Source organism: Roseixanthobacter pseudopolyaromaticivorans, assembly GCF_043195145.2.
Lineage (GTDB): Bacteria > Pseudomonadota > Alphaproteobacteria > Rhizobiales > Xanthobacteraceae > NCEH01.
Window position 1 is genome coordinate 677831 of the sequence record NZ_CM195539.1, and the last position, 21838, is coordinate 699668.

Below are 21838 nucleotides of genomic sequence, written 5' to 3' on the forward strand. Positions count from 1 at the left end.
GGGTCGTTTTTTATGAGTCAGTAGGTCCCGAGCGCCTTCAGCAGCCGCGCGGGGGTCATGGGAATCTGCGAGATCGTGGCGTTGAACGGGGCGATGGCGTCGTTCACCGCATTCAGCGCCGCGGCGGAGGCCGCCGCCGTGCCGGCTTCACCGCAGCCCTTGGCGCCGAGCTCGGTGTCCTTGGTGGGTGTTTCCATGTGGTCGATCAGAATGTCGGGCATCTCGCACGACATGGGCACGAGGTAATCGGCCAGCGAGCCATTGGTGAGCTGGCCGCTCTCGTCATAGAGGCATTCCTCGTAGAAGGCCGCGCCCAGCCCTTGCACCACGCCGCCGCGCACCTGCTCTTCCACCAACAGCGGATTGATGATGCGGCCGCAATCCTCCACCACGAAATGCTTGAGGATCTTCACGAGGCCGGTCTCGACATCCACCTCCACATGGCAGCCGTGGATGCCGTTGGTGAAGGCGAAGGGATAGCCCTGCGGCGCGTAATGATGGACCGCCGAGAGCTGGGCATTGGTGCCGGCGGGCAGCGTATCGGAGCGGAAATAGGCGATGCGCGCCACCTCCGCGAGGCTGATGCGCGCCTGCCCGGTGGCGCGCTCGACGATCTCGCCGTTCACGAGGTCCAGCGCGTCGGGCTGGGCCTGGAGAATGGCGGCGGCGACGGCGAGCACATTGCCCTTGAGCTTGCGCGCCGCCTGCAGCGCGGTTTCCCCGCCGATGCCGGCACCCCGGCAGGCCCAGGTGGCCCCGCCATGGGGCGTCACCTCGGTATCGCCGGTGATCACCCGCACGATGTCGCGCGAGACGCCGAGATGATCGGCGACGATCTGGCCCATGATGGTTTCGGTGCCCTGGCCTTGCTCGGTCACCGAAATCAGGCAGCGCACCTCGCCGGAGGGCGTGATCTTCACGATGGCGCCGTCCTGCGCCGAGATGCGCGCGCCGCCGATGCCGTAGAAGGCCGGGCTCGGATTGGTGATTTCCACGAAGGCGGCGATGCCGATGCCGCGATGGATGCCGCGCGCGCGGGCCTCGGCCTGATCGGCGCGCAGGCGCTCGTACTCCATCAGCGTATGCAGCTTGGCGAGGCAGGCCTGGTGGGAGAGCGCCTCGAACTTGTAGCCGGTGGCCGAGGCGCAGGGATAGGCGTCGTCCGCGATCATGTTCCGGGCGCGGACCGCGAAGGGATCGAGCCCGGCCTTCTGCCCGGCCAGATCCACCAGCCGCTCGGTGACCGCGCAGGCGATGGGATGGCCGACCGCGCGATACTGGCTGGTCTGCACCTTGTTCTGGAACAGCACTTTGAGGTCCGCGCGATAGCCGGCGAGCGTATAGGGCGCGCCGATCAGGCGGATCACCTGGTTGCCCTCCACCGCGCTGGTGCGGGGATAGGTGGAGAAAGCGCCGACGGCGGTCTCGTCCTCCACATCCATGGCGAGGATGGTGCCGTCCGCCGCCACGGCGGCGCGCGCCTTCACCCGGTGGTCGCGGGCGTGGATGTCGGAGACGAAGGCTTCCGTGCGGTCGGCGACGAACTTCACCGGCCGTCCGAGCATCATGGAGAGCCCGACCACCGCCATGTCCTCGTGATAGACATGCAGCTTCACGCCGAACGAGCCGCCCACATCCGGCGCGATCACCCGCACGCGGGATTCGGCGATGCCGTAATGGCGGGCGTAGAGATCCTGGAACTGATAGGGCGTCTGCGTCGCGTGATGGACGGTCAGGCGCTCCTCGCTCGGATCGTAATCGGCGATGATGGCGCGCGGCTCCAGCGTCACGCCGGTGTGGCGGCCGAAGCGGAATTCGCCTTCCACCACATGGGCGGCGGTGGCGAAGATGTCGTCCACGCCGCCGGTGTCGAGGCCGGCGCGAAAACACATATTGTCGGCAAGCTCGGGGGAGACGCGCGGCGCGCCCTCGGCCTGCGCCATGTCGAGGTCGGTGACCGGCGGCAGTTCCTCGAAGGTGATGGCGACCATTTCCGCCGCATCCTCGGCGAGCGCGCGGGTGTCAGCCACCACGGCCACCACCGCCTGCCCGGCCCACACGGCGCGCTCCAAAGGCAGCGGCAATTGGGGCGGGGATTTCATGCCCTTGAAATGGTCGAGCGTTCCCACCCACGGCGTGCAAAGGCGGGCGAGGTCCGCGCCGGTGGCGACGAGGCGCACGCCCGGCATGGCCTGCGCTGCGGCGATGTCCACATCCACGATGCGGGCATGGGCATAGGGGCTGCGCACGAAGGCGGCATGCAGCATGCGCGGCAGGGTAATGTCGGTGACATAGCGCCCGCGCCCCGCCAGCAGGCGCTTGGCATTGGGCCGCGACAGGGGCTGGCCCACATGGGCGGGCCGGTCGAACGTCTTGGTCGGCGCGTTCATGGGCGCACCTCGCCGGCGGCGCAGCGGCGCGCGGTGGTCTCGATGGCGTCGACGATCGCCTCATAGCCGGTGCAGCGGCAATAATTGCCGGAAAGGGCGTCGCGGATTTCCTCCCGCGTGGGGATCCCGCCCTGTTCCAGCAGGGCATGGGCATTCACCAGAACGCCGGGCGTGCAGAAGCCGCATTGCAGGGCGTTGCGCTGGTGGAAGGCCTGCTGCAGCTCGGCGATGGCGCCGCGCTCGGACAGGCCTTCCACCGTCTCGATCACCGCGCCCTCGGCCTGCACGGCGAGGACGAGGCAGGAATGCACGGGAACGCCGTCCATCATCACCAGGCAGGCGCCGCACGCGCCCATCTCACAGCCCGTATGGGTGCCGGTGAGTTCGAGATCCAGCCGCAGGAAATCGGCGAGCGTGGTGCGCGGCGCGACGGCGCGCGCCACCTCTACGCCATTGACGGTGAGAGCGAGGGGAACGGGGGCGCTCATGTGGGGGAACTCACGGTTTGCAGCAGCCGGCCCAGCAGCACGCGCGCCAGATGAAGCCGCATGGCGGGGGGCAGGTGCTCGTCCTCGGCGGGGTCCAGCTCGGCTTCGATCAGGCCCTGGACCTGGGCGATCAGCGGCGCGTCGATGACCTGTCCGGCGAGCGCGGCTTCCACGCTTTTAACCCGCACCGGCGTCGCGGCGACGGAGAAGAAGGCGATGCGGATGTCGCCGACGCGTCCATCCTCCTCGAACGTGCCCTGGATGCCGGCGCCGACCATGGCGTAGTCGCCCCGGCGGCGGGTCAATTCGTCGAACGCCCAGCGATGGCGCGGGCCGACGCTCGGCACATGCAGCGCCACGAGGATGTCGCCGGGTTCGAGCGCGGTCTGGTAGAGATCCTGGAAATAATCGTCGGCCGGCACGAGGCGAGTGCCGGAGGCGCCGAAGATTTCCATCTGCGCGTTCATGGCCAGCATCATGGCGGGAAACTCGGAGGCGGGGTCAGCCAGCGCGACGCTGCCGCCCAGGGTGCCGCGGTTGCGGATCGCCGGATGCGCGACATGGGGCGCGGCCTGCGCCAGCAAGGGCGCATGGCGGGCGATCAAAGGTTCGGTGAGCATCTGCGCGTGGCGGGTGAGGCCGCCGATGCGCAGCATGTCGCCTTCCAGCGTGACCCCGCGCATGTCCGCGACATGGCCGAGGTCCACCAGGATCTCCGGTGCCTGCAGCCGTAGGGCGAGCGCGGGGACAAGGCTCTGCCCGCCGGATATGTAGCTGGCATCGCCGGACGCGGCGAGGAATGCCGCACGGGCGGCGGCAAGCGAATCGGCGCGGACATAGCTGAAGGCGCGAGCTTTCACGCGCAAACTCCCCTGGCGTTTTCCTCATGCGGATTTTGTAACCGCTTGGTCACAAAATGATCCCGGCTGCGAACGCTTGTCAATAAGAAATGACCATTTGGTCACTTTCTTCGTTTGGGCTATCGAAAGAGACGCCGCGTTGAGCGGCCAAGGGCAGGGAGAGCGTGCTGTTGGAGAAGGGGGCGTCGCCGCGCCGGAAGGCCACCACCCAAGCTCACCCCGCCGAACCGGGGCCCGCCAACGCGCCGGAGCGGCCCAGGCGCCGCAACATGCGCGCGGCCGATCGCGAGCTGGCCATCGTCGAGGAAGCGGCGCGCTTCTTCGCGGAACACGGCTTCGAGGGGCAGACCCGCGAGCTGGCGAAGCGCATGGGCATCACCCATTCCGCCATCTATCGCCATTTTCCCAGTAAGGAAGCGCTGATCGAGCGCGTGTACGAGCACGTCTATCTCAGCCGCTGGAATCCGGATTGGGAACGTCTGGTCAAGGACCGCAGCCATTCGCTCGAAGAGCGGCTGATCGCCTTCTATCTGCAATATGTCGAGAAGGTCTTCGATTATCAGTGGGTCCGGATCTTCGTCTTTTCGGGACTGAAGTCTTTCGACATCACCAACCGCTATCTCACCATCGTGCGCGACCTCATCATCCTGCCGGCCTGCGCGGAGCTGCGGCACGATCTCGGCCTGCCGTCGCCGCAGGAGGCGCCCATCGGCGAGCGGGAGGCGGAAATGTTCTGGGGCCTGCACGGGCGCATCTTCTATCTGGCGATTCGCCGCTTCGTGTACGGTACCCCGACCCCGGAACACCTCGATGACGTGGTGCGCGATGCGGTGAGGAGCTTCCTGCACGGCGCGCGCTTCACCATGCAGAGCATTGTCGAGGCGGAGCGAGGCGCCCTGCCATCGCGCGACGGCGATCGCGGCGCCGACCTTGGCGGGGCGAGGGGAGGGCAGTACTAAAGCTTGGCCGGGCGCGACGATGAAGCGGGGATGGGGAACCTATGGATATCTGGATCTCGATCGTCGCCGCATTCGCCGTGATGCTCCTGGCCGCGGGTGCGGGCAGCGTGCTGGCAAAGCGGCTGCCCGAGGCCTGGCTTGGAGAAGGCTCCATCATGAGCCTGAAGGCGAGCATGGCGATGGTTTCCACCATGTCCGCCCTGTTGTTGGGCCTGATGGTCAATTCGGCGCGCTACAATTACAGCGAAGCCTATTCGGACGTGCAGAAATACGCCGCGAGCATCCAGTTGACGGACCTGGACCTGCTCAATTACGGCCCGGCCGCCTGTGATCTGCGCCACACCTTGCAGGAATATGGCCAGCAGCTGCTGGCCGAGACCTGGCAGAACAACGCCGATTTCTGGCAGGTGCGCACCGAAGGGTCCGCCCTGAAGGTGATCCTGCGGTTCGATTCGCAGGTTCGGGCGCTTGTGCCCGCCACGGAAAGTCAGACGCAGGCGCGTCTGTCGCTGCTCGCGTTCGCCCATCAGCTGGTCGAATACCGCTGGAAAGTCTCGGGCCTCGCGCGCACCGCGACCCCCACGATCTTCATCGCCGTGGTGATCTGCTGGTTTTCGCTGATCTTCCTGTATCTCGGGGTGTTCGCGCCGCGCAATCCGTTGGTGGCGGTGGGGCATGTGCTCGCGATGATCGCGATTTCCGCCGCCATCTTCCTGGTGATCGAGATGGGCGAGCCGTTCGACGGCCTGATCCAGGTTTCGCCGGGGCCGCTGGTGCGGCTGCTCCATCGCATGGAGGCCGAGCCCTGCCCGGCGCCGCTCACGCCTGCGGCGCAGCCAGGCTGACGCGCACCCCGGGGCGCGCGCCGCATCCAGGCCGCGGCGGGGGGAAGCCCCGCCCCGTTCCCGTCCTCACATATTAGGATAGTTCGGCCCGCCGCCGCCTTCCGGGGCGGTCCAGGTGATGTTCTGGTTCGGGTCCTTGATGTCGCAGGTCTTGCAGTGGACGCAGTTCTGCGCGTTGATCTGGAAGCGCGGCGCGTCCGCGCCCTCCTCGATCCACTCATAGACGCCGGCGGGGCAATATCGGTTGGACGGGCCGGCGTAGATGTCGTGCTCGGAAGATTTCTGCAGCGCCATGTCCTTCACCACCAGATGGACCTGCTGGTCCTCCTCGTGATTGGTGTTGGAGATGAAGACCGAGGACAATTTGTCGAACGTCAGCACGCCGTCCGGCTTGGGATAGGCGATCTTCTTGCACTGCGCCGCCGGCTTCAGGCTCGCCGCGTCGGTCTTGCCGTGCTTCAGCGTGCCGAAGAAGGAGAAGCCGAAGGTGTTGGTCCACATGTCCACCGCGCCGAGGCCGATGCCGATGAAGGTGCCGAACCTGGACCACAGCGGCTTCACGTTGCGCACCTTCTTCAGGTCCGCGCCGATGGCCGAGGAGCGCCAGGCATTCTCATAGGTGATCAGCTCGTCGTGGCTGCGCCCTTCGGCCAGCACCGGGGCGAGATGGTCGGCGGCGAGAATGCCGGAGAGCACCGCATTGTGGCTGCCCTTGATGCGCGGCACGTTCACGAACCCGGCCGCGCAGCCCACCAGCACACCGCCGGGGAAGGAAAGCTTCGGCACGCTCTGATACCCGCCCTCGGTGATGGCGCGCGCGCCATAGGAGATGCGCTTTCCGCCCTCGAAGGTGTCGCGGAAGGTGGGATGGGTCTTGAAGCGCTGGAATTCGTCGAACGGGGAAAGATAGGGGTTCTGGTAATTGAGGTGGACCACGAAGCCCACCATCACCTGCTCATCCTCCATGTGATAGAGGAACGCTCCGCCGCCGGTGGAATTGCCGAGCGGCCAGCCGAAGGCATGCTGCACTAGGCCGGGCTGGTGCTTTTCCTTCTTCACCTTCCACAATTCCTTCAGCCCGATGCCGTATTTGCCCGGCTCCTTGCCGGCATCGAGGGCGTACTTCGCGATCAATTGCTTGGTGAGATGGCCACGCGCGCCTTCCGCGAACACGGTGTAGCGGCCACGCAATTCCATGCCGCGGGTGAACTCGCCCTTGGGCTTGCCGTGCTTGTCCACGCCCATGTCGCCGGTGGCGATGCCCACCACGGCGCCCTTGTCGTCATAGAGAATCTCGTCGGCGGCGAAGCCGGGATAGATCTCGACGCCGAGCGCTTCCGCCTTCTGCGCCAGCCAGCGGCAGACATTGCCAAGCGAGCCGACATAATTGCCGTGGTTGTTCATCAGCGGCGGCATGGTGAAATTGGGCAGCTTTACCCCGCCGGCCGGGCCGAGCAGGTAGAAATGATCCTCGGTGACCGGCGTCACCAGGGGCGCATCGGCTTCCGTGCGCCAGTCGGGGAACAACAGATCGAGCCCCACCGGGTCCACGACCGCGCCGGAGAGGATGTGCGCGCCGACTTCCGAGCCCTTCTCCACCACCACGACGGAGATGTCCTCGCCGCGCTCGGCCGAGAGCTGCTTCAGGCGAATGGCCGTGGCAAGACCGGCCGGACCTGCCCCGACGACGACCACGTCGTAGTCCATGCCTTCGCGTTCCGGCAGTTCCGCCTCGCTCATCGATCGCTCCCGCATACGTTAGCCTTTTATCCTTGGAGTTCTTCCACGGTTGAAGCCATCTGACAATTCGCTCGTGCACGCGTCAGCTTCGCGCAGGGGGATTTCCCCGTGCCTCCAGAAGGGCTCCAGGCGACGCCGGTTCTTCCGCCCGCCGTATCCGCGTGCGGGAGGGCCATATCCGGCCGGGAAATGCGGCGCGCCCGATCATTGCGTTCCCTCCGCGCCCGTTCCGCTTTATCCTGGGTGGATCTCATTCCAGCGGATGCCCATGGATTCCTCTTCGCTCGACGATTGGCGCGACATTCTGGCCTTCCATGTGGAGGCGGGGGTGGATGTGGCCGTCGGCGAAACGCCCGTGGACCGCTTCGCCGAAAGCGCGGCCGCGCAGGCGGCAGCCGCCGCACGGGCGCAAGGCGCGCCGAACCGTGGTGCTTCGGGAAACAGCGCCCCCGCCCGCCCGGCTTCGCCGGCGCAAGCCGGCTCCGCCCAGGGGAACTCCCTACACGCCGCCTCCGCACCGGTGCCCGCAAAAGCCGGCGCTGGCGCCAGCGGCCATCTGCCCCCGGTGCCGACGCTCTCGGCCGCCCCGCCGGACATGGCGGAGATGGCCGCGCGGGACATGGCGCACGCGGCGGCGACGCTGGACGACCTGCGCGCCATCATGGAGGTGTTCGACGGCTGCCCGTTGAAGCGCACCGCCACCCGCATGGTGTTCGCCGACGGCAATCCTCAGGCCCGCATCATGTTCGTGGGCGAGGCGCCGGGCCGCGACGAGGACGAGCAGGGCTTGCCCTTCGTCGGCCGCTCGGGCCGGCTGCTGGATCTGATGCTCGGCGCCATCGGCCTCGACCGGACCAGCGCCTATATCGCAAACGTCATTCCCTGGCGGCCGCCGGGAAACCGCACGCCGACGCCCCAGGAAACTGCCATCTGCCTGCCGTTCATCCGCCGCCAGATCCAATTGGTGGATCCGGATATCCTGGTCTGCCTCGGCGGCCCGTCGGCACAGGCGCTGCTGGCGGTGAGCGAGGGCATCACCAAGATGCGCGGGCGGCTGGTGGATTACGATACCGGCACCCGCGTCATCCGCGCGCTTCCCACGTTCCACCCCGCCTATCTCCTGCGCACCCCGCTGGGCAAGCGGCTGGTGTGGCGGGACCTGCTGGCGGTGGAAGCCTTATTGGCGAAGGACAATGCGAAAACCGGCTGAGGCAGAGCCTAGCCGGCGGCTGGGGCCGGCGCGGGGCTCAGAGGTCCGAGGATTCGTAGGAGCCGGTGATCGGCGCGGTGACCAGCGAGGAATTGCGATAGCGCGGATCGTCCGTCACTTCCTCGCCGATCCAGGGGGGAAGGGCGACATCTTCCGCCGGATGGGACAGTTCGATCTCGGCCACGACGAGGCCCTGGTTCTCGGCCTCGAACACGTCGACGGTCCAGACCTTGCCGGCGAAGTCCACCTCGTAGCGGGTCTTCTCGATCAGCGGCTTCATGCATTGCTCGGCGAGCATCAGCTCCGCATGGTCGAGCGGGATTTCATACTCGAATTCGGCTCGGGACATGCCTTCGGTGCGGCCCTTCACGGTAATGAAGGCCTTCTCGCCGGCGCGGCGGATGCGCACCGTGCATTCGGCGCCGATGCACAAATACCCTTGGGAGAAGCGTGCGCCGCGCGCATCCTTGCGCCAAGCGTCGGAGGTCACCAAAAACTTCCGTTCGACTTCGACGGGCATGCGCGATCCTGATTGGCGACGGCGAACTCTCGCCCATCTCAATCGAAGACGCTATGGCAAAAGCATTCGGATCGCGCGCAGGCGAAGACCTGCGTCCAAAATGGCGCGCTTTGACTAATTTATGCGACAAAATCCTTTGATCGCGATGCGTGCTCAGGGTTTATTCTTGTTCAAGAGCACGTAAGGATTGCAGGCCGGGCGCGCGGCGCGCCACCCGGCCGCACGCGTCAACCCTGTACGCCGTCGAACTTGCTCGGCGGGTTGGTGTCGCCGATTGTCGTCACGCGCATGATGTTGGTGGTGCCGGGCTTGGCGAACGGCACGCCCGCTGTGATGGCGAGGCGATCGCCGGGGGTGCCGAGATCCTCTTCCACCGCGATCCGCACGGCCGTGTCCACCATCTCGCCAAACGAGTGGATATCCTCTTCCACATGCACCGCGTGCACGCCGTAGGAGAGCGCAAGCCGGCGGGCGGTTTCCAGGCTGGTGGTGATGCCGAGGATCGGCATGGGCGGGCGCTCGCGCGCGGCGCGCAGGGCCGTGGTGCCGGAGAGGGTGTAGGCGACCAAAGCGGAGGCATCCACAGCGATGGCGGTCTGGTAGGTCGCCTTCGTCACCGCATCGCCGATGGTCTTGCCCCATTCCGCCTGGGTGGCGTCGAGCGTCTGGCGATAGCCGGGGTCGCGCTCCACGTGGCGGATGATGTCGTCCATGAAGGAGACCGCTTCGACCGGATACTGACCGGCCGCGCTCTCGGCCGAGAGCATCACGCAATCCGCGCCCTCATAGACGGCGGTGGCGACATCGGAGACTTCCGCGCGGGTGGGCACGGGGGCAGTGATCATGCTCTCCAGCATCTGGGTCGCAACGATCACCGGCTTTCCGTAGCGGCGGGATTCCGCGATCATGCGCTTCTGGATCGCCGGGATCTCGGGCAGGGAGAGTTCGACGCCAAGGTCGCCGCGGGCCACCATGATCGAGTCGGAGAGCTTCACCAGCTCGGTGAGATGTTCCACCGCCGCCGGCTTCTCCATCTTCAGCATGATGGCGGCGCCGCGATCACCAATCAGCGCGCGCGCCTCGTGGATGTCGTCGGGGCGCTGCACGAACGAGAGCGCGATCCACTCGACGCCGAGATTGCAGGCGAAATCCAGGTCCTTGCGGTCCTTCTCCGTCAGCGGAGAAAGCGGCAGGACCACGTCGGGAATGTTGAAGCCCTTGTTGTTGGAAAGCCGCGTGCCGCTGATGACCTGAGCATCCAGCCAGCCCGGCCCCTTGGCCACCACCTTGAGCCGCACCTTGCCGTCGTCGCACAGCACGGTGGAGCCGATGACCAGCGCCTCGATGATGTCGGGATGGGGGATCGGCACGCGGTTCTCATCGCCCAGCGTCGCCACATCGGCATCGAAGCGCAGAACCTTGCCGGGCGCGAAGGTGATGGCGTTGTCGGCGAACTTGCCGAGGCGCAGCTTCGGGCCTTGAAGATCGGCGATGACGCCGATGGGGCGGCCGACCTCCTGCTCCAGCGCGCGGATGCGGGCGAGCACCTCGCCGTGGTTTTCCTGGGTGCCATGGCTGAAGTTGAGGCGGAACACGTCAACGCCCGCCAGGAACAATTCCTTCAGCTTTTCCGGGCTGTTGGAGGCGGGCCCGACGGTCGCCACGATCTTGGTGGCACGCGCGCGCTTCGTCGACATTCTCGTCTCCTCCCGATGATGCGTGCGGTTTGCCGCCCGCTGATCTGTTTCCGTCCGCTGGCTGCGGCTTCTGAAGCATTTGGGCGAGGCCATCGCCTTTGCGGCGACGGCCTCTTTGGGCCAGCCCCGATTGGCCGGGGGATCGTTTTTACATAACGGGCTTAGCCGAAAGTTCTATGACTTTCGGCTAAGCTTGGCCATTTTCAGGCGACGTCGTGATTGGCCAGCAGTTCCAGCGCCTGCACCATGGCGGAATGGTCCAGCTTGCCGCCGCCACGGGCCGCGACTGCATTGAACAGTTCCTGCGCGGTGGCGGTGTTGGGCAGCGCGATCTGCAGCGCCCGCGCCGAGGACAGCGCCAGGTTCAGGTCCTTCTGGTGCAGCTCGATGCGGAAGCCGGGGGCGAAATTGCGCTTCACGATGCGCTCGCCATGCACTTCCAGGATGCGCGAATTGGCGAAGCCGCCCATCAGCGCCTGGCGCACCTTGGCCGGGTCGGCGCCTGCCTTGGAGGCGAACAGCAGAGCCTCGCTCACCGCCTCGATGGTGAGGGCGACGATGATCTGGTTCGCGACCTTGGTGGTCTGCCCGTCGCCGTTGCCGCCGACCAGGGTGATGTTCTTGCCCATCTTCTCGAACAGCGGCTTCACCTTCTCGAAGGCGGCCTCGGGGCCGCCGACCATGATGGTGAGGGAGGCGGCCTTGGCGCCCACGTCGCCGCCGGAGACCGGGGCGTCGAGGTAATCGCAGCCGAGCGCATTGATCTTCTCGGCGAACTTCTTGGTCTCCACCGGCGAGATGGAGCTCATGTCGACCACGATCTTGCCGGCGCTGAGGCCTTCGGCGACGCCGCCCTTGCCAAACAGGGCTTCGTCTACGTGCGGCGTATCGGGCACCATGAGGATGATGATGTCGGAATTCTTCGCCACTTCCGCAGAGGAAGCAACGGCGGTCGCGCCCTTGTCGGTGATTTCGGCGGGGATCTTGAACACGTCATAGACGAACAGCTTGTGCCCGGCATCGACAAGGTGGCCGGCCATGGGGGTGCCCATGATGCCGAGACCGATGAAACCCACGTTCATGTGCGTATCTCCTGGATTGGTTTCACCCCCGCCGGGCGGGGCAGGGGTGTTTGACTTGCGGCCGGAGCCGAGGATGCCCGGCCTGCGGAGGGCTTACTGGTAATCCTTGATCCAGCCGATGCCGTCATCGGTGGTGGTCTTGGGCTTGTATTCGCAGCCGATCCAGCCGGTGTAGCCGGCCTCGTCGATGGCTTTCAGCACGAACGGATAATTGATCTCGCCCGTGCCCGGCTCGCCGCGACCGGGATTGTCCGCCAGCTGGATGTGCTTGATGCGAGGCAGGTTGGCGCGGATCGTGGGGACGAGATCGCCCTCCATGATCTGCATGTGGTAGATGTCGTACTGGAAGAAGATGTCGTCCGCGCCGACCTCATCGAACAGCGACAGCGCCTGCTTGGTGTTGGTGAGGTAGAAGCCGGGAATGTCGCGGGTGTTGATGGCTTCCGCCACGAACGGGATGCCCGCCTTCTTGAGTTCCGCCGCCGCGAACTTGAGGTTCGACACCAGGGTCTCGTGCACCTTCTCGGCCGGCACGTCCTTGGGGGTGAGACCCACCAGCACGTTCAGCGTCTGCGTGCCCAGCACCTTGGCATATTCGATGCCCTTGCCGACGCTGTCCTGGAATTCGCCGACCCGGTCCGGCAGCACGGCGATGCCGCGCTCGCCCTTCGCCCAGTCGCCGGCGGGCAGGTTGTGGAGCGCCTGGGTCAGGCCGTTCTCCTTGAGCTTCTCGGCGAGCTGCTCGGCGGGATAAGCGTAGGGAAACAGATACTCCACGCCCTTGAAGCCCACCGACGCCGCCTTGGCGAAGCGTTCGGTGAAATCAAGCTCGTTCCAGAGCATTGTGAGATTCGCTGCGAGTTTGGGCATTCACCTCTCCGCTGGCTTAGCCTGGCCTTTTGGACGTTTGCGCTCAACTCCCCCGGCGGCGGGCAAGCTCCGCTTCGGGTTGGTGCTTCATCGGCGGACATGGCCGTCGCGCATGCCGGCCCCCGTTGCAGGGGCAGCTGGGCGAGGCGGCGATCCCCTTGTGAGCGATCGCCGCGGCGCCCGGACGGGTCCGGTGCCGACGACATCGCGCCGCCACTGCACGCAGCCGGAGGGAACCGGCTACGGCAGGGCGGAGCAAAGCTTTAGCAGATCACTCGGCCGGCTCAACCTGCCGCACCTGTTCCACGGGCACGTCGAGGATTTCCTCGAACTCGTTGATCTTGTCGATTTCAACGCCCATGGCGATGTTGGTGACGCGCTCCAGGATGAATTCCAGCACCACCGGCACCTGATGCTCCTGCATCAGCTTCTCGGCATTGATGAAGGCATCCTTGAACTCGTTCGGCGTGCGCACGCGGATCGCCTTGCAGCCGAGGCCCTCGGCCACCGCCACGTGATCCACGCCATAGGCGCCGATCTCTTCCGAATTGATGTTGTCGAAGGAGAGCGAAACCTCGAAATCCATCTCGAAGCCGCGCTGCGCCTGGCGGATCAGCCCGAGGTAGGAATTGTTCACCACCACGTGCAGATAGGGCAGCTTGTGCTGCGCGCCCACCGCCAGTTCCTCGATCAGGAACTGGAAGTCGTAATCGCCCGAGAGCGCGACGATCTTGGCATCCGGCCGGGCGGCGCGCACGCCGAGGGCGGCGGGAAGGGTCCAGCCGAGCGGGCCGGCCTGGCCGCAATTGATCCAGTGGCGCGGATTGTAGACGTTCAGGAACTGCGCGCCGGCGATCTGCGACAGGCCGATGGTGGTGACATAGGTGACATCGCGGCCGAGCGCCTCGTTCATCTCCTCATAGACGCGCTGCGGCTTCAGCGGCACGCTATCGAAGTGCGACTTGCGCAGCATGGTCTGCTTGCGCATGAGGCATTCGTCCGCCCATTTGGAGAAGTCGGGCAGCTTGCCCGCCGCCTTCCATTCCTTGGCGATCTCGACGAACAGCGCCAGCGCCGCCTTGGCGTCGGAGACGATGCCGAAATCCGGCCCGAACACGCGGCCGATCTGGGTCGGCTCGATGTCCACGTGCACGAACTTGCGGCCCTTGGTGTAGACCTCGACCGAGCCGGTGTGGCGGTTCGCCCAGCGGTTGCCGATGCCGAGCACGAAGTCGGAGGCCAGCATGTTCGCATTGCCGTAGCGATGCGAGGTCTGCAGGCCGCACATGCCGGCCATCAGCGGGTGGTCGTCGGGAATGGTGCCCCAGCCCATGAGGGTGGGGATGACCGGCACGCCGGTGACTTCGGCCAGTTCCACCAGCAGGTCGGAGGCGTCCGCATTGATGATGCCGCCGCCGGCGACGATCAGCGGGCGCTCGGACGAGAGCAGGAATTCGAGGCCCTTCTCGGCCTGGGCGCGGGTGGCCTTGGGCTTGTAGACGGGCAGGGGCTCATAGGTGCTTTCGTCGAATTCGATCTCGGCGAGCTGCACGTCGATGGGCAGGTCGATCAGCACCGGGCCGGGGCGGCCGGAGCGCATGACGTGGAAGGCCTGCTGGAACACCATGGGCACCAGCGCCGGCTCGCGCACGGTGACGGCCCATTTGGTGACCGGCTTGGCGATGGATTCGATGTCCACCGCCTGGAAGTCTTCCTTATAGAGGCGGGCGCGGGGCGCCTGGCCGGTGATGCACAGGATCGGGATCGAATCCGCCGAGGCGGAATAGAGGCCGGTGATCATGTCGGTGCCGGCGGGGCCGGAGGTGCCGATGCACACGCCGATATTGCCGGCGACCGCGCGGGTATAGCCCTCTGCCATATGCGAGGCGCCTTCCACATGGCGCGCCAGCACGTGGCGGATGGAGCCGCGCAGCTTCATGGCGGAGTAAAGCGGGTTGATCGCCGCACCCGGAACGCCGAAGGCGCAGGTGATGCCTTCCTTCTCGAGAACGCGGACGGCGGCGTCTATGGCACGCATGCGGGGCATGGTGTCCCTCCCTGTTTCTGAATTGCCCTCTGGATACTCCTCTGGATTTCGTTCCACTATCGAAGATATGGAACGACATTGATGCCGAAAAGGCAAAGATCGGGAAAAAGCCGTGTCGGCTGAATAGTTTGGCGCTGCAGCATGTGCGCTGCGAAAGGCTTTTCCGTAGCGTGGCGGCCCGCGTCGGGCCGCCACGCGCCGTGCCTTGGGCGGCGGCGCGGATGATCCGCCTCAGGCGCGGGCGAGGGCCGCCACCTGCGCCATGTCCGCGATATCCGTGCTCTGCAGCAGGCTGCGCGCGAGATCCGGGGTCTTATCCCCGAGCACCGGCTTCACCAGCGTGCTGAACTTGGCGCCCAGCGCCGCGTCCGCCGGGAACAGGTCCGGCTCGCCCGAGGGGTCGGGAATATCCAGCTTGAACGTCCCGCCGGTGGTGGTCACGGTAAGGAGGGCGCCGAAGGGATGGGCGCGGCCTTCCAGGGCGGAATCGGCCTCCACGTCGATGCGGTCGCACAGCGCCTCAAGGGCGGGATCGCCGAGGCGGTCGTAATCGTCCCAGCCGAACGCGCCCTGGTCGAGCGCGACGGCGGCGGTGAAGGGCATGGAGAATTGCCCGTCCACCACCGTGCGCGCCCGCCGCTTCTCCGCGAGCGGCGCGCCGGTGAGCGTGATGCCATTGGGATGCAGGCCCACGCGGACCTTCACGATGTCGGCGGCGGTGAGATTGTGCGCGGTGCGTAGCGCCAGCAGTCCGTCGAGGGCGGCGTGGGTGTAGCGGCAGCTCGGATACGGCTTGAGCCCGATCTTCATGGTCTCGTACACGGTGCCGAGGTCGCGCACCGCCTTGGCCGGGTCGGCGCCGTCGCTATAGCCGTGCAGGAATCCGTGCTTGCCCTCGATCGCCTCCGACGCGCCCTTGAAGCCCTCGGCTGAAAGGGTGGCGGCGATCAGCCCGTTCATGGCCGCCGCGCCCACCTGGTAGCGCTTGTTCCAGGCGCCGTTGACCAGGAATTGCAGCGACCCCGCCGCCTGGCTCGCCGCAACGCCGAAGGCGCAGGCGATGCGCTCGGCATCGAGCCCCAGCAGCTTGCCGGCGGCGGCCGCCGCGCCGAACGTGCCGGCGGTGGCGGTGGGGTGGAAGCCGCGCGCGTAATGCACGGTGGGATCGAGCGCGACGCCGAGCCGGCAGCACACTTCATAGCCGGCGATCACGGCGGTGATGAAGTCGCGCCCGCTGGCGCCGGTCATCTCGGCGGCCGCGAACGCGGCGGAGACCACCGGCGCGCTCGGATGGAGCGAGGATTCCGCATGGGTGTCGTCGAAATCCAGCGAATGCCCATAGACGCCGTTCAGCAGGGCGGCGACAGCCGGGGCATAGGTGCGCGGTGCGCCCACCACCGTGCAGGCGCCGGGACCATCGAGGCCGAGCCGGGCGAGCATGGCGCGCACGCTGGCGCTGGAATCCGCATCCGCTCCCCCGCGCGCGATATTGCCGAAGAAATCGAGCACCAGCCGCTCGGCCCGCGCGACCACCTCGTCGGGAATGTCGGCGAAGGCGAGGGTGGCGGCATAGCGGGCGAGGATGTTGGTTTCGTCGCTCATTTGGAATCTCCCTGAAGCGTCGGCGTGCCCTGCGCGCGGGCCAGAATGCCCTCGGCCCGCAGGCGCACCGGCGTGTCCACCATGGCGCCATCCACCTTCACCGCCGCGCCGCCGGCGGACGATGCCGCCAGCACGCGGGTCGCCCAGGCGAGTTCCGCTTCCGAGGGCGCGAACCCCTTGATGACGGGGGCGATCTGGCGGGGATGGATGCACAGCTTGCCGGCGCAGCCGAGGCTTGCGGCATACGCCGCGTCCCGCTCGCACAAGGCGGCATCGTCGAACCCGGCGGTGACGCCATCGAGCGGCCCGGCAAGGCCGGCGAGGCGCGAGGCCAGCACCAGTTCGCTGCGCGCCGCGAGCAGCGCGTCATTGGTGTGGGAGGAGCCGATGTCGGCGGCGAAATCGATGGAGCCGAACGCCAGCCGGCGCACCTGCGGGGCGGCGGCGATGGCGCGGGCATTGGCGATGCCGCGCGCGCTTTCCACCAGCGCCATCACCGGCACGTCGCCGAGATCGGGGATGTCGGCGACGCTCTCGGCCTTGGGCAGGACCAGCCCGGCGAGCGGCAGGCGCCGCGCCAGGGCGAGGTCCTCGGCATGCCAGGGGGTCCCGACGGGATTGACGCGCAGGAAGATCGGCCCGCCGCCGGACGGGAAGCCGGCGGCGATGGCGTCGCGCGCCCGGGGCTTCTCGGCCACCGCAACCGCGTCCTCCAGGTCGAGGATGATGGCATCGGCGCCGGCGGCCAGCGCCTTGCCGAAGCGCTCCGGGCGGTCGCCGGGAACGAACAGGACCACGAGACGCGCGTCGAACAGCGAGGAGGACATGAACGGCCCTGGGTCAGAACAAGAGAAGCCGCACAGTGCCGAGCGCAAGGGCGGGTGCAAATAGCGATTTGCTTGCCCTCTCATAGCAAAGACCTATGGCCCGCCGCGCGCCGCCCGGCATCCGGCAGGATCTCGCCATCGGCAGGCGACGCGCCGTGCCGGAGCCGCGCTATATGTTTTGCATATGTCTCCTAGGCCAGATGCGTATTTGTGCTCTGACCGACTTTAGGGCGAGTGTCGCGGCCTGTGCGATCCGCACGGCGCGTGCGCGCCGGCCGCGACGGCCCCTCGAACTTTTCCGGTCCCGATGCAGAACGATCTCGAAGGCCTCCTTGTCGTCTCCGTGGAGCAGGCGGTGGCCGCTCCCTATCTGTCCTGCCGCCTCGCGGATGCCGGCGCGCGGGTCATCAAGATCGAGCGGCCGGAGGGGGATTTCGCCCGCAATTACGATTCCCTGGTCCATGGCGAGAGCGCCTATTTCGTCTGGCTGAACCGGGGCAAGGAATCCATCTGCCTTGACCTGAAGAATGCGGACGACCTGGCGGTGCTGCGGGCCATGGTGGCGCAGGCGGACATCTTCATCCAGAACCTCGCCCCCGGCGCCATCGACCGGCTGGGTTTTGCGCCCGCGGATTTGCGGGCGGCAAATCCCCGCCTCATCACCTGCTCCATCTCGGGCTATGGCGACGAGGGGCCCTATCGCGATCTGAAGGCCTATGACCTGCTGGTGCAGGCGGAGACGGGGCTGTCCTCGATCACCGGCAATGAACACGGCTCGGCGCGCGTCGGCGTCTCGGTGTGCGACATCGCCGCCGGCATGACGGCGCTTCAGGCGGTGATGCAGGCGCTCTATGCCCGCGAACGCACCGGCCTCGGCCAGCATATCGCGGTGTCGCTCTATCACGCGCTCTCCGACTGGATGAACGTGCCCTACCTTCAATATGTCTATGGCGGGAAGGTGCCGGAGCGGGCGGGGCTCAACCATCCCACCATCGCGCCCTATGGCGCCTATACCTGCGCCGATGGCAAGGCGGTGCTGTTCTCGATCCAGAACGAGCGCGAATGGCAGATGTTCTGCGCCGAGGTGCTGGGCGATGCCGCCATCGCCGCCGATCCGCGCTTCGACAGCAACAACAATCGCGTCGCCGCCCGCCCGGCGCTGGACGATGCCATCAACGCGGTCTTCTCAACGCTAACCCGCGTCGAAGCCGTGGAGCGGCTGGAGCGGGCGCGTGTCGCCTATGGGCGGGTGAGCACGCTGGAAGATGTCGCGGCCCATCCCCAAAACCGCTATGTGGAAGTGGAAACGCCCACCGGCCCCGTGCGCTGCCTGGCGCCCGGAGCGGTGGTGGACGGCAAGCCGGCGGAATTCCGCGCGGTGCCGGGGCTCGGCGCCCACACCGAAGCGGTGCGGGCCGACTTCGCGCCCGTGCCGGCGTCCGCCTGAGGCAAACAAGCAGGGAAGACCTTCATGACCATTCGGCCCACCGGCAATGCGCTCGGCCTCCTGGAGCGCTGGCTCGATCCTGTCGCGGGGCTAAAGGTGCTGGATGTGGGCTGCGGCACCGGCGCGCTCGCCCGCGCCCTCAGCGCCCGCGGCGCCGAGGTGACGGGCATCGACCCGCAGGCGGACGCGATCGCCGTGGCCCGGCAGACGGTGCCCAAGGCGCGGTTCGAGCAGGCGGGCGCACAGGATCTGCCGTTCGCCGACGCGGCATTCGGCGCGGCGGTGTTTCTCAACAGCCTGCACCACGTGCCGCAGGCGGTGATGGCGGCGGCGCTGCGCGAGGCGGCGCGGGTCAGCGGCGGCAACGTGGTGGTGATCGAGCCGCTGGCCGCCGGCACCTTCTTCCTCTCCATGCTGCCGGTGGAGGACGAGACCGAAATCCGCGCGCAGGCGCAGGCCGCCCTGGACGCGGTGGAGCGGGACGGGCTGCGCATCATCGAATGCGTGGAATATGACGACCCGCGCAAATTCTCCGGCCTCGATGCCTTCATCGCCAAGCTGGTGGAGGTGGACCCGGCCCGCGCGCCGACCACGGTGGCCAAGCGCGGGGAACTCGACGCTTTGTTCCGCACCAATGCGGTGCCGGAGGGCGAGGGCTTCCGGCTGGTGCAGCCGCACCGGGCGCACCGGCTGGGCTTTGCCGCCCCATAGATTTCCCTTCTTCGCGGGTCTTTGCGTATAATTCCGGCTTCTGACCCTCAGGGAAGACGCCGATCGTGGACCTGCGCCAGCTTCGCTATTTCACCACCATCGTGGAGATGGGCTCGTTCTCCAAGGCCGCCCATCGCCTGCGCGTCGCCCAGCCGGCGCTCAGCCAGCATGTGCGCAACATGGAGCTGGATCTCGGCCTGGAACTGCTGTTTCGCAGCCCCCAGGGCGTGCGCCCGACGGAAGCCGGGGAAACCCTGCTGCGGCACGCGCGTCTGATCATCGGCCAGATGGAAGTGGCGCGCGAGGCGGTGAAGGGCGGGCAGGCGGAGCCCGCCGGCGAGGTGCGTTTCGGCATGCCCGGCACCATCAGCCAGATGCTGTGCGTGCCGCTCATCAGCGAGGCGCGCCGGCGCTATCCGAAGGTGAAGCTGCGCGTCGCCGAGGCGATGAGCGGCTTCGTGTTGGACTGGCTGCGCGACGGCAAGATCGATCTCGGCGTGCTGTATCGCACGGTCAACGACCGGGGCCTCATCGCCCATCGCGTGCTGTCGGAAGACCTGTGCCTGATCGGGCCCATCGTGCCGCCGGAGGGCGAGACCCATCCCGCCGGCGGGCCGGTGCCGTTCGAGCAGGTGTCGGGCCTCACGCTCATCCTGCCGAGCCCCGGCCACGGCCTGCGCGATCTCATCGAGGAGCGGGCCATGTCGGAAGGGGTGCTGCTGAGCACTGTCATCGACATCGATACCTATGGCCAGATCAAGCTGCTGGTGGAAGGCGGGCTCGGCTATGCCATCCTTCCGGCCGCCGCCGTGAAGCGGGAGGTGGAGGAAGGGCGTCTCATCGCATGGCCCATGGGAACGCCGGTGCTGACGCGCGACCTGCACATCGTGCGGCCCAGCGACCGGCCGCTCTCCAACGCCGTGCGCGCCATCGATTCCCTGGCCCATGCCACCTTGATCCGCCTCGTAAAGGAAGGCGCCTGGAGCGCCACCTTGGCCGACGACGCGGATTCCGAGCGCTAGCTCTTTTTAATATAGGAACCAGTTCAAAATAGTCTTTTGAGATGGCGCGGCCGCCCAGCAAGATGCGCCCGGCTCGGTTCACGGGCCGAAGAATAATCACCGCATCATGCGGGCATCAGGAGGAAAGCCGCACATGTTTCGCCGGATAATCGCGGCAGCGACCTTCAGTTTGCTGGGCCTCGTGCCCGCCCTCGCACAGGAAAAGCCGAGCGAACTGCGCATCGGTATCACCACTTATAATTCGGGCTCCGCCTCGGTGTTCGGCGTGCCCGCGCGCGACGCCGCCGAATTGCTTGCCGAGGACATCAACAAGCGCGGCGGCATCCAGGGCGTGCCGGTGAAGCTCTACTTCATCGACGAAGGCGCCGGCATCGAAACGCTGATGACCGAATATCGCCGCCTGGTTCAGGACACCAAGGTGGACGTGATGTTCGCGTCCATCTCCTCCGGCGTCTGCAACAAGGTTGCCCCGCTCGCCGAGGACCTGAAGGTTCTCAACTTCATGTGGGATTGCGGCACCCAGCGCATTCTTGAAGACGACAAGTATAATTATGTCTTCCGCACCCAGGCCAACGCCACCCCCGAGACCCTCGCCCCGCTTATCTATCTGCTGAAGGTGAAGCCGGACTTCAAGACGGTGGCGGTGGTGAATCAGGATTATGCCTGGGGCCGCGACAGCTGGGCCATCTTCTCCGGCGCGCTGAAGGTGCTGAAGCCCGACGTGAAGGTGGTGGCGGAATTCTTCCCCAAGTTCGGCGCGGCCGACTTCTCCACCGAAGTCTCCCGCCTGCTGGCGCTGAAGCCGGACGTGATCCTCTCCACCTCCTGGGGCGGCGATCTCGACACCTTCGTGCGCCAGGCCAACCAGCGCGGCCTGTTCGCCCAATCGCAATTCGTGCTGCCGCTGGCCGAATCCTCGCTCGAGCGGCTCGGCACCGATCTGCCGGAAGGCGTGATCGTGGGCGGGCGCGGCGACCATTACTTCCTGCATCCGGAGATGAAGGGCGAGCCCAAGTTCAAGGCCTTCGTCGATGCCTTCAAGGCCAAGACCGGCCATTACCCGATCTATTCGGTGTTCCACATGGCCCAGGCCTTCGCCGCGCTTGATGCGGTCTATGCCAAGGCGGTGGCGGCGAACGGCGGCAAGTGGCCCACCAAGGAGCAGGTGGCCAAGGCCATGCCGGGCCTGAAGTTCCAGGCGTTCGGCCGGCCGGTCGAAATCCGCGCCGACGGCCAGGGCGTCGAGGACCAGCTCATCGGCACCACCGTGCGTGTCCCCGAATATCCGTTCGACGTCATGGACAAGATGATGATCTTCTCGGCCAGCAAGCTCATGCCGCCGGTCGGCGAGACCACGGACGCCTGGATCAAGACCCTGAAGCCGGACCTGATCCAGATGCAGGTCGACACCTTCAAGCACTGATCCCACGACCTGCCGGGCCCTCCGCCATCGGCGGACGGGTCCGGCCGCTTGCATGCTCCCGCGCGGGTGCGGCCCGCACGCCTTAGGCCAGGACGGAG

General features: G+C 66.8%; 18 protein-coding genes. 7 read left to right on the forward strand and 11 right to left on the reverse strand.

The features are described from left to right. Positions 1–17: 17 nt before the first annotated feature. Genes V5F68_RS03175 through V5F68_RS03185 form a run of 3 tightly spaced genes read right to left on the reverse strand, consistent with a single transcriptional unit; the run spans position 18 to position 3738 of the window. Entirely contained in the window at positions 18–2390 is a 2373-nt protein-coding gene (locus V5F68_RS03175) for a xanthine dehydrogenase family protein molybdopterin-binding subunit (RefSeq protein ID WP_394014498.1), read from the reverse strand. Then, a complete protein-coding gene (locus V5F68_RS03180) occupies positions 2387–2878 on the reverse strand; it encodes a (2Fe-2S)-binding protein (RefSeq protein WP_348847079.1) in 492 nt (163 codons plus the stop codon). Before V5F68_RS03180 ends, V5F68_RS03175 begins: the two co-directional genes overlap by 4 nt. Then, on the reverse strand, positions 2875–3738 hold the full coding sequence (locus V5F68_RS03185; protein ID WP_394014497.1) for an FAD binding domain-containing protein: 864 nt from the start codon (positions 3736–3738) through the stop codon (positions 2875–2877). The genes V5F68_RS03180 and V5F68_RS03185 overlap by 4 nt, the downstream gene beginning before the upstream one ends. A gap of 269 nt (positions 3739–4007) precedes the next feature. On the opposite strand from V5F68_RS03185, the gene V5F68_RS03190 reads away from it, so the two are divergent. Together V5F68_RS03190 and V5F68_RS03195 are read left to right on the forward strand one after the other, a co-directional pair. Beyond that, positions 4008–4697, forward strand: a complete 690-nt coding sequence (locus V5F68_RS03190; RefSeq protein WP_394014496.1) for a TetR/AcrR family transcriptional regulator — start codon at positions 4008–4010, stop codon at positions 4695–4697. A gap of 41 nt (positions 4698–4738) precedes the next feature. Further along, positions 4739–5542, forward strand: a complete 804-nt coding sequence (locus V5F68_RS03195; RefSeq protein ID WP_394014495.1) for a bestrophin-like domain — start codon at positions 4739–4741, stop codon at positions 5540–5542. A 66-nt stretch (positions 5543–5608) separates the two neighbouring features. Here the strand turns inward: V5F68_RS03195 and V5F68_RS03200 are convergent, their stop codons facing one another. Then, complete coding sequence (locus tag V5F68_RS03200; protein WP_394014494.1) at positions 5609–7282, reverse strand: electron transfer flavoprotein-ubiquinone oxidoreductase; 1674 nt, start codon at positions 7280–7282, stop codon at positions 5609–5611. A gap of 268 nt (positions 7283–7550) precedes the next feature. On the opposite strand from V5F68_RS03200, the gene V5F68_RS03205 reads away from it, so the two are divergent. Next, entirely contained in the window at positions 7551–8492 is a 942-nt protein-coding gene (locus V5F68_RS03205) for a uracil-DNA glycosylase (protein ID WP_394014493.1), read from the forward strand. A 37-nt stretch (positions 8493–8529) separates the two neighbouring features. On the opposite strand, the gene V5F68_RS03210 is transcribed toward V5F68_RS03205, so the two are convergent. The 7 genes from V5F68_RS03210 to V5F68_RS03240 all read right to left on the reverse strand — a co-directional run bounded on the left by V5F68_RS03210 (position 8530) and on the right by V5F68_RS03240 (position 17137). Further along, complete coding sequence (locus tag V5F68_RS03210) at positions 8530–9012, reverse strand: CYTH domain-containing protein (protein WP_394014492.1); 483 nt, start codon at positions 9010–9012, stop codon at positions 8530–8532. A 227-nt stretch (positions 9013–9239) separates the two neighbouring features. Then, positions 9240–10709, reverse strand: coding sequence for a pyruvate kinase (gene pyk, locus V5F68_RS03215; RefSeq protein WP_394014491.1), 1470 nt, complete (start codon positions 10707–10709; stop codon positions 9240–9242). Between the two features lie 203 nt (positions 10710–10912). Next, entirely contained in the window at positions 10913–11791 is an 879-nt protein-coding gene (gene glxR, locus V5F68_RS03220; protein ID WP_348847070.1) for a 2-hydroxy-3-oxopropionate reductase, read from the reverse strand. Positions 11792–11884: 93 nt separating this feature from the next. Next, a complete protein-coding gene (gene hyi, locus V5F68_RS03225; RefSeq protein ID WP_394014490.1) occupies positions 11885–12661 on the reverse strand; it encodes a hydroxypyruvate isomerase in 777 nt (258 codons plus the stop codon). A 271-nt stretch (positions 12662–12932) separates the two neighbouring features. Beyond that, positions 12933–14708, reverse strand: a complete 1776-nt coding sequence (gene gcl / locus V5F68_RS03230; RefSeq protein WP_394014489.1) for a glyoxylate carboligase — start codon at positions 14706–14708, stop codon at positions 12933–12935. A 231-nt stretch (positions 14709–14939) separates the two neighbouring features. Next, complete coding sequence (locus V5F68_RS03235; RefSeq protein ID WP_394014488.1) at positions 14940–16310, reverse strand: MmgE/PrpD family protein; 1371 nt, start codon at positions 16308–16310, stop codon at positions 14940–14942. Continuing rightward, positions 16307–17137, reverse strand: coding sequence for an HpcH/HpaI aldolase/citrate lyase family protein (locus tag V5F68_RS03240; protein WP_394014487.1), 831 nt, complete (start codon positions 17135–17137; stop codon positions 16307–16309). Before V5F68_RS03240 ends, V5F68_RS03235 begins: the two co-directional genes overlap by 4 nt. Before the next feature lie 307 nt (positions 17138–17444). Here V5F68_RS03240 and V5F68_RS03245 point away from each other — a divergent pair, with 307 nt between their 5' ends. The 4 genes from V5F68_RS03245 to V5F68_RS03260 all read left to right on the forward strand — a co-directional run bounded on the left by V5F68_RS03245 (position 17445) and on the right by V5F68_RS03260 (position 21740). Further along, a complete protein-coding gene (locus tag V5F68_RS03245; protein ID WP_394014486.1) occupies positions 17445–18584 on the forward strand; it encodes a CaiB/BaiF CoA transferase family protein in 1140 nt (379 codons plus the stop codon). 24 nt (positions 18585–18608) lie between these two features. After that, positions 18609–19295, forward strand: a complete 687-nt coding sequence (locus tag V5F68_RS03250; RefSeq protein WP_394014485.1) for a class I SAM-dependent methyltransferase — start codon at positions 18609–18611, stop codon at positions 19293–19295. Between the two features lie 65 nt (positions 19296–19360). After that, complete coding sequence (locus tag V5F68_RS03255; protein WP_348847063.1) at positions 19361–20317, forward strand: LysR family transcriptional regulator; 957 nt, start codon at positions 19361–19363, stop codon at positions 20315–20317. A 133-nt stretch (positions 20318–20450) separates the two neighbouring features. Further along, positions 20451–21740 carry an ABC transporter substrate-binding protein gene (locus tag V5F68_RS03260; RefSeq protein ID WP_394014484.1) on the forward strand — a complete coding sequence of 430 codons (1290 nt, stop codon included), beginning with the start codon at positions 20451–20453 and terminating at the stop codon, positions 21738–21740. Positions 21741–21838: the final 98 nt, after the last annotated feature.

Coding starts and splice junctions, on each gene's coding strand:
- V5F68_RS03175 (WP_394014498.1), bottom strand. CDS start 2,390: ATGAACGCGCCGACCAAGACGTTCGACCGGCCCGCCCATGTGGGCCAG.
- V5F68_RS03210 (WP_394014492.1), bottom strand. CDS start 9,012: ATGCCCGTCGAAGTCGAACGGAAGTTTTTGGTGACCTCCGACGCTTGG.
- V5F68_RS03235 (WP_394014488.1), bottom strand. CDS start 16,310: ATGAGCGACGAAACCAACATCCTCGCCCGCTATGCCGCCACCCTCGCC.
- V5F68_RS03190 (WP_394014496.1), top strand. CDS start 4,008: ATGCGCGCGGCCGATCGCGAGCTGGCCATCGTCGAGGAAGCGGCGCGC.
- pyk (WP_394014491.1), bottom strand. CDS start 10,709: ATGTCGACGAAGCGCGCGCGTGCCACCAAGATCGTGGCGACCGTCGGG.
- gcl (WP_394014489.1), bottom strand. CDS start 14,708: ATGCCCCGCATGCGTGCCATAGACGCCGCCGTCCGCGTTCTCGAGAAG.
- V5F68_RS03260 (WP_394014484.1), top strand. CDS start 20,451: ATGTTTCGCCGGATAATCGCGGCAGCGACCTTCAGTTTGCTGGGCCTC.
- glxR (WP_348847070.1), bottom strand. CDS start 11,791: ATGAACGTGGGTTTCATCGGTCTCGGCATCATGGGCACCCCCATGGCC.
- V5F68_RS03200 (WP_394014494.1), bottom strand. CDS start 7,282: ATGAGCGAGGCGGAACTGCCGGAACGCGAAGGCATGGACTACGACGTG.
- V5F68_RS03180 (WP_348847079.1), bottom strand. CDS start 2,878: ATGAGCGCCCCCGTTCCCCTCGCTCTCACCGTCAATGGCGTAGAGGTG.
- V5F68_RS03240 (WP_394014487.1), bottom strand. CDS start 17,137: ATGTCCTCCTCGCTGTTCGACGCGCGTCTCGTGGTCCTGTTCGTTCCC.
- hyi (WP_394014490.1), bottom strand. CDS start 12,661: ATGCCCAAACTCGCAGCGAATCTCACAATGCTCTGGAACGAGCTTGAT.
- V5F68_RS03205 (WP_394014493.1), top strand. CDS start 7,551: ATGGATTCCTCTTCGCTCGACGATTGGCGCGACATTCTGGCCTTCCAT.
- V5F68_RS03250 (WP_394014485.1), top strand. CDS start 18,609: ATGACCATTCGGCCCACCGGCAATGCGCTCGGCCTCCTGGAGCGCTGG.
- V5F68_RS03195 (WP_394014495.1), top strand. CDS start 4,739: ATGGATATCTGGATCTCGATCGTCGCCGCATTCGCCGTGATGCTCCTG.
- V5F68_RS03245 (WP_394014486.1), top strand. CDS start 17,445: ATGCAGAACGATCTCGAAGGCCTCCTTGTCGTCTCCGTGGAGCAGGCG.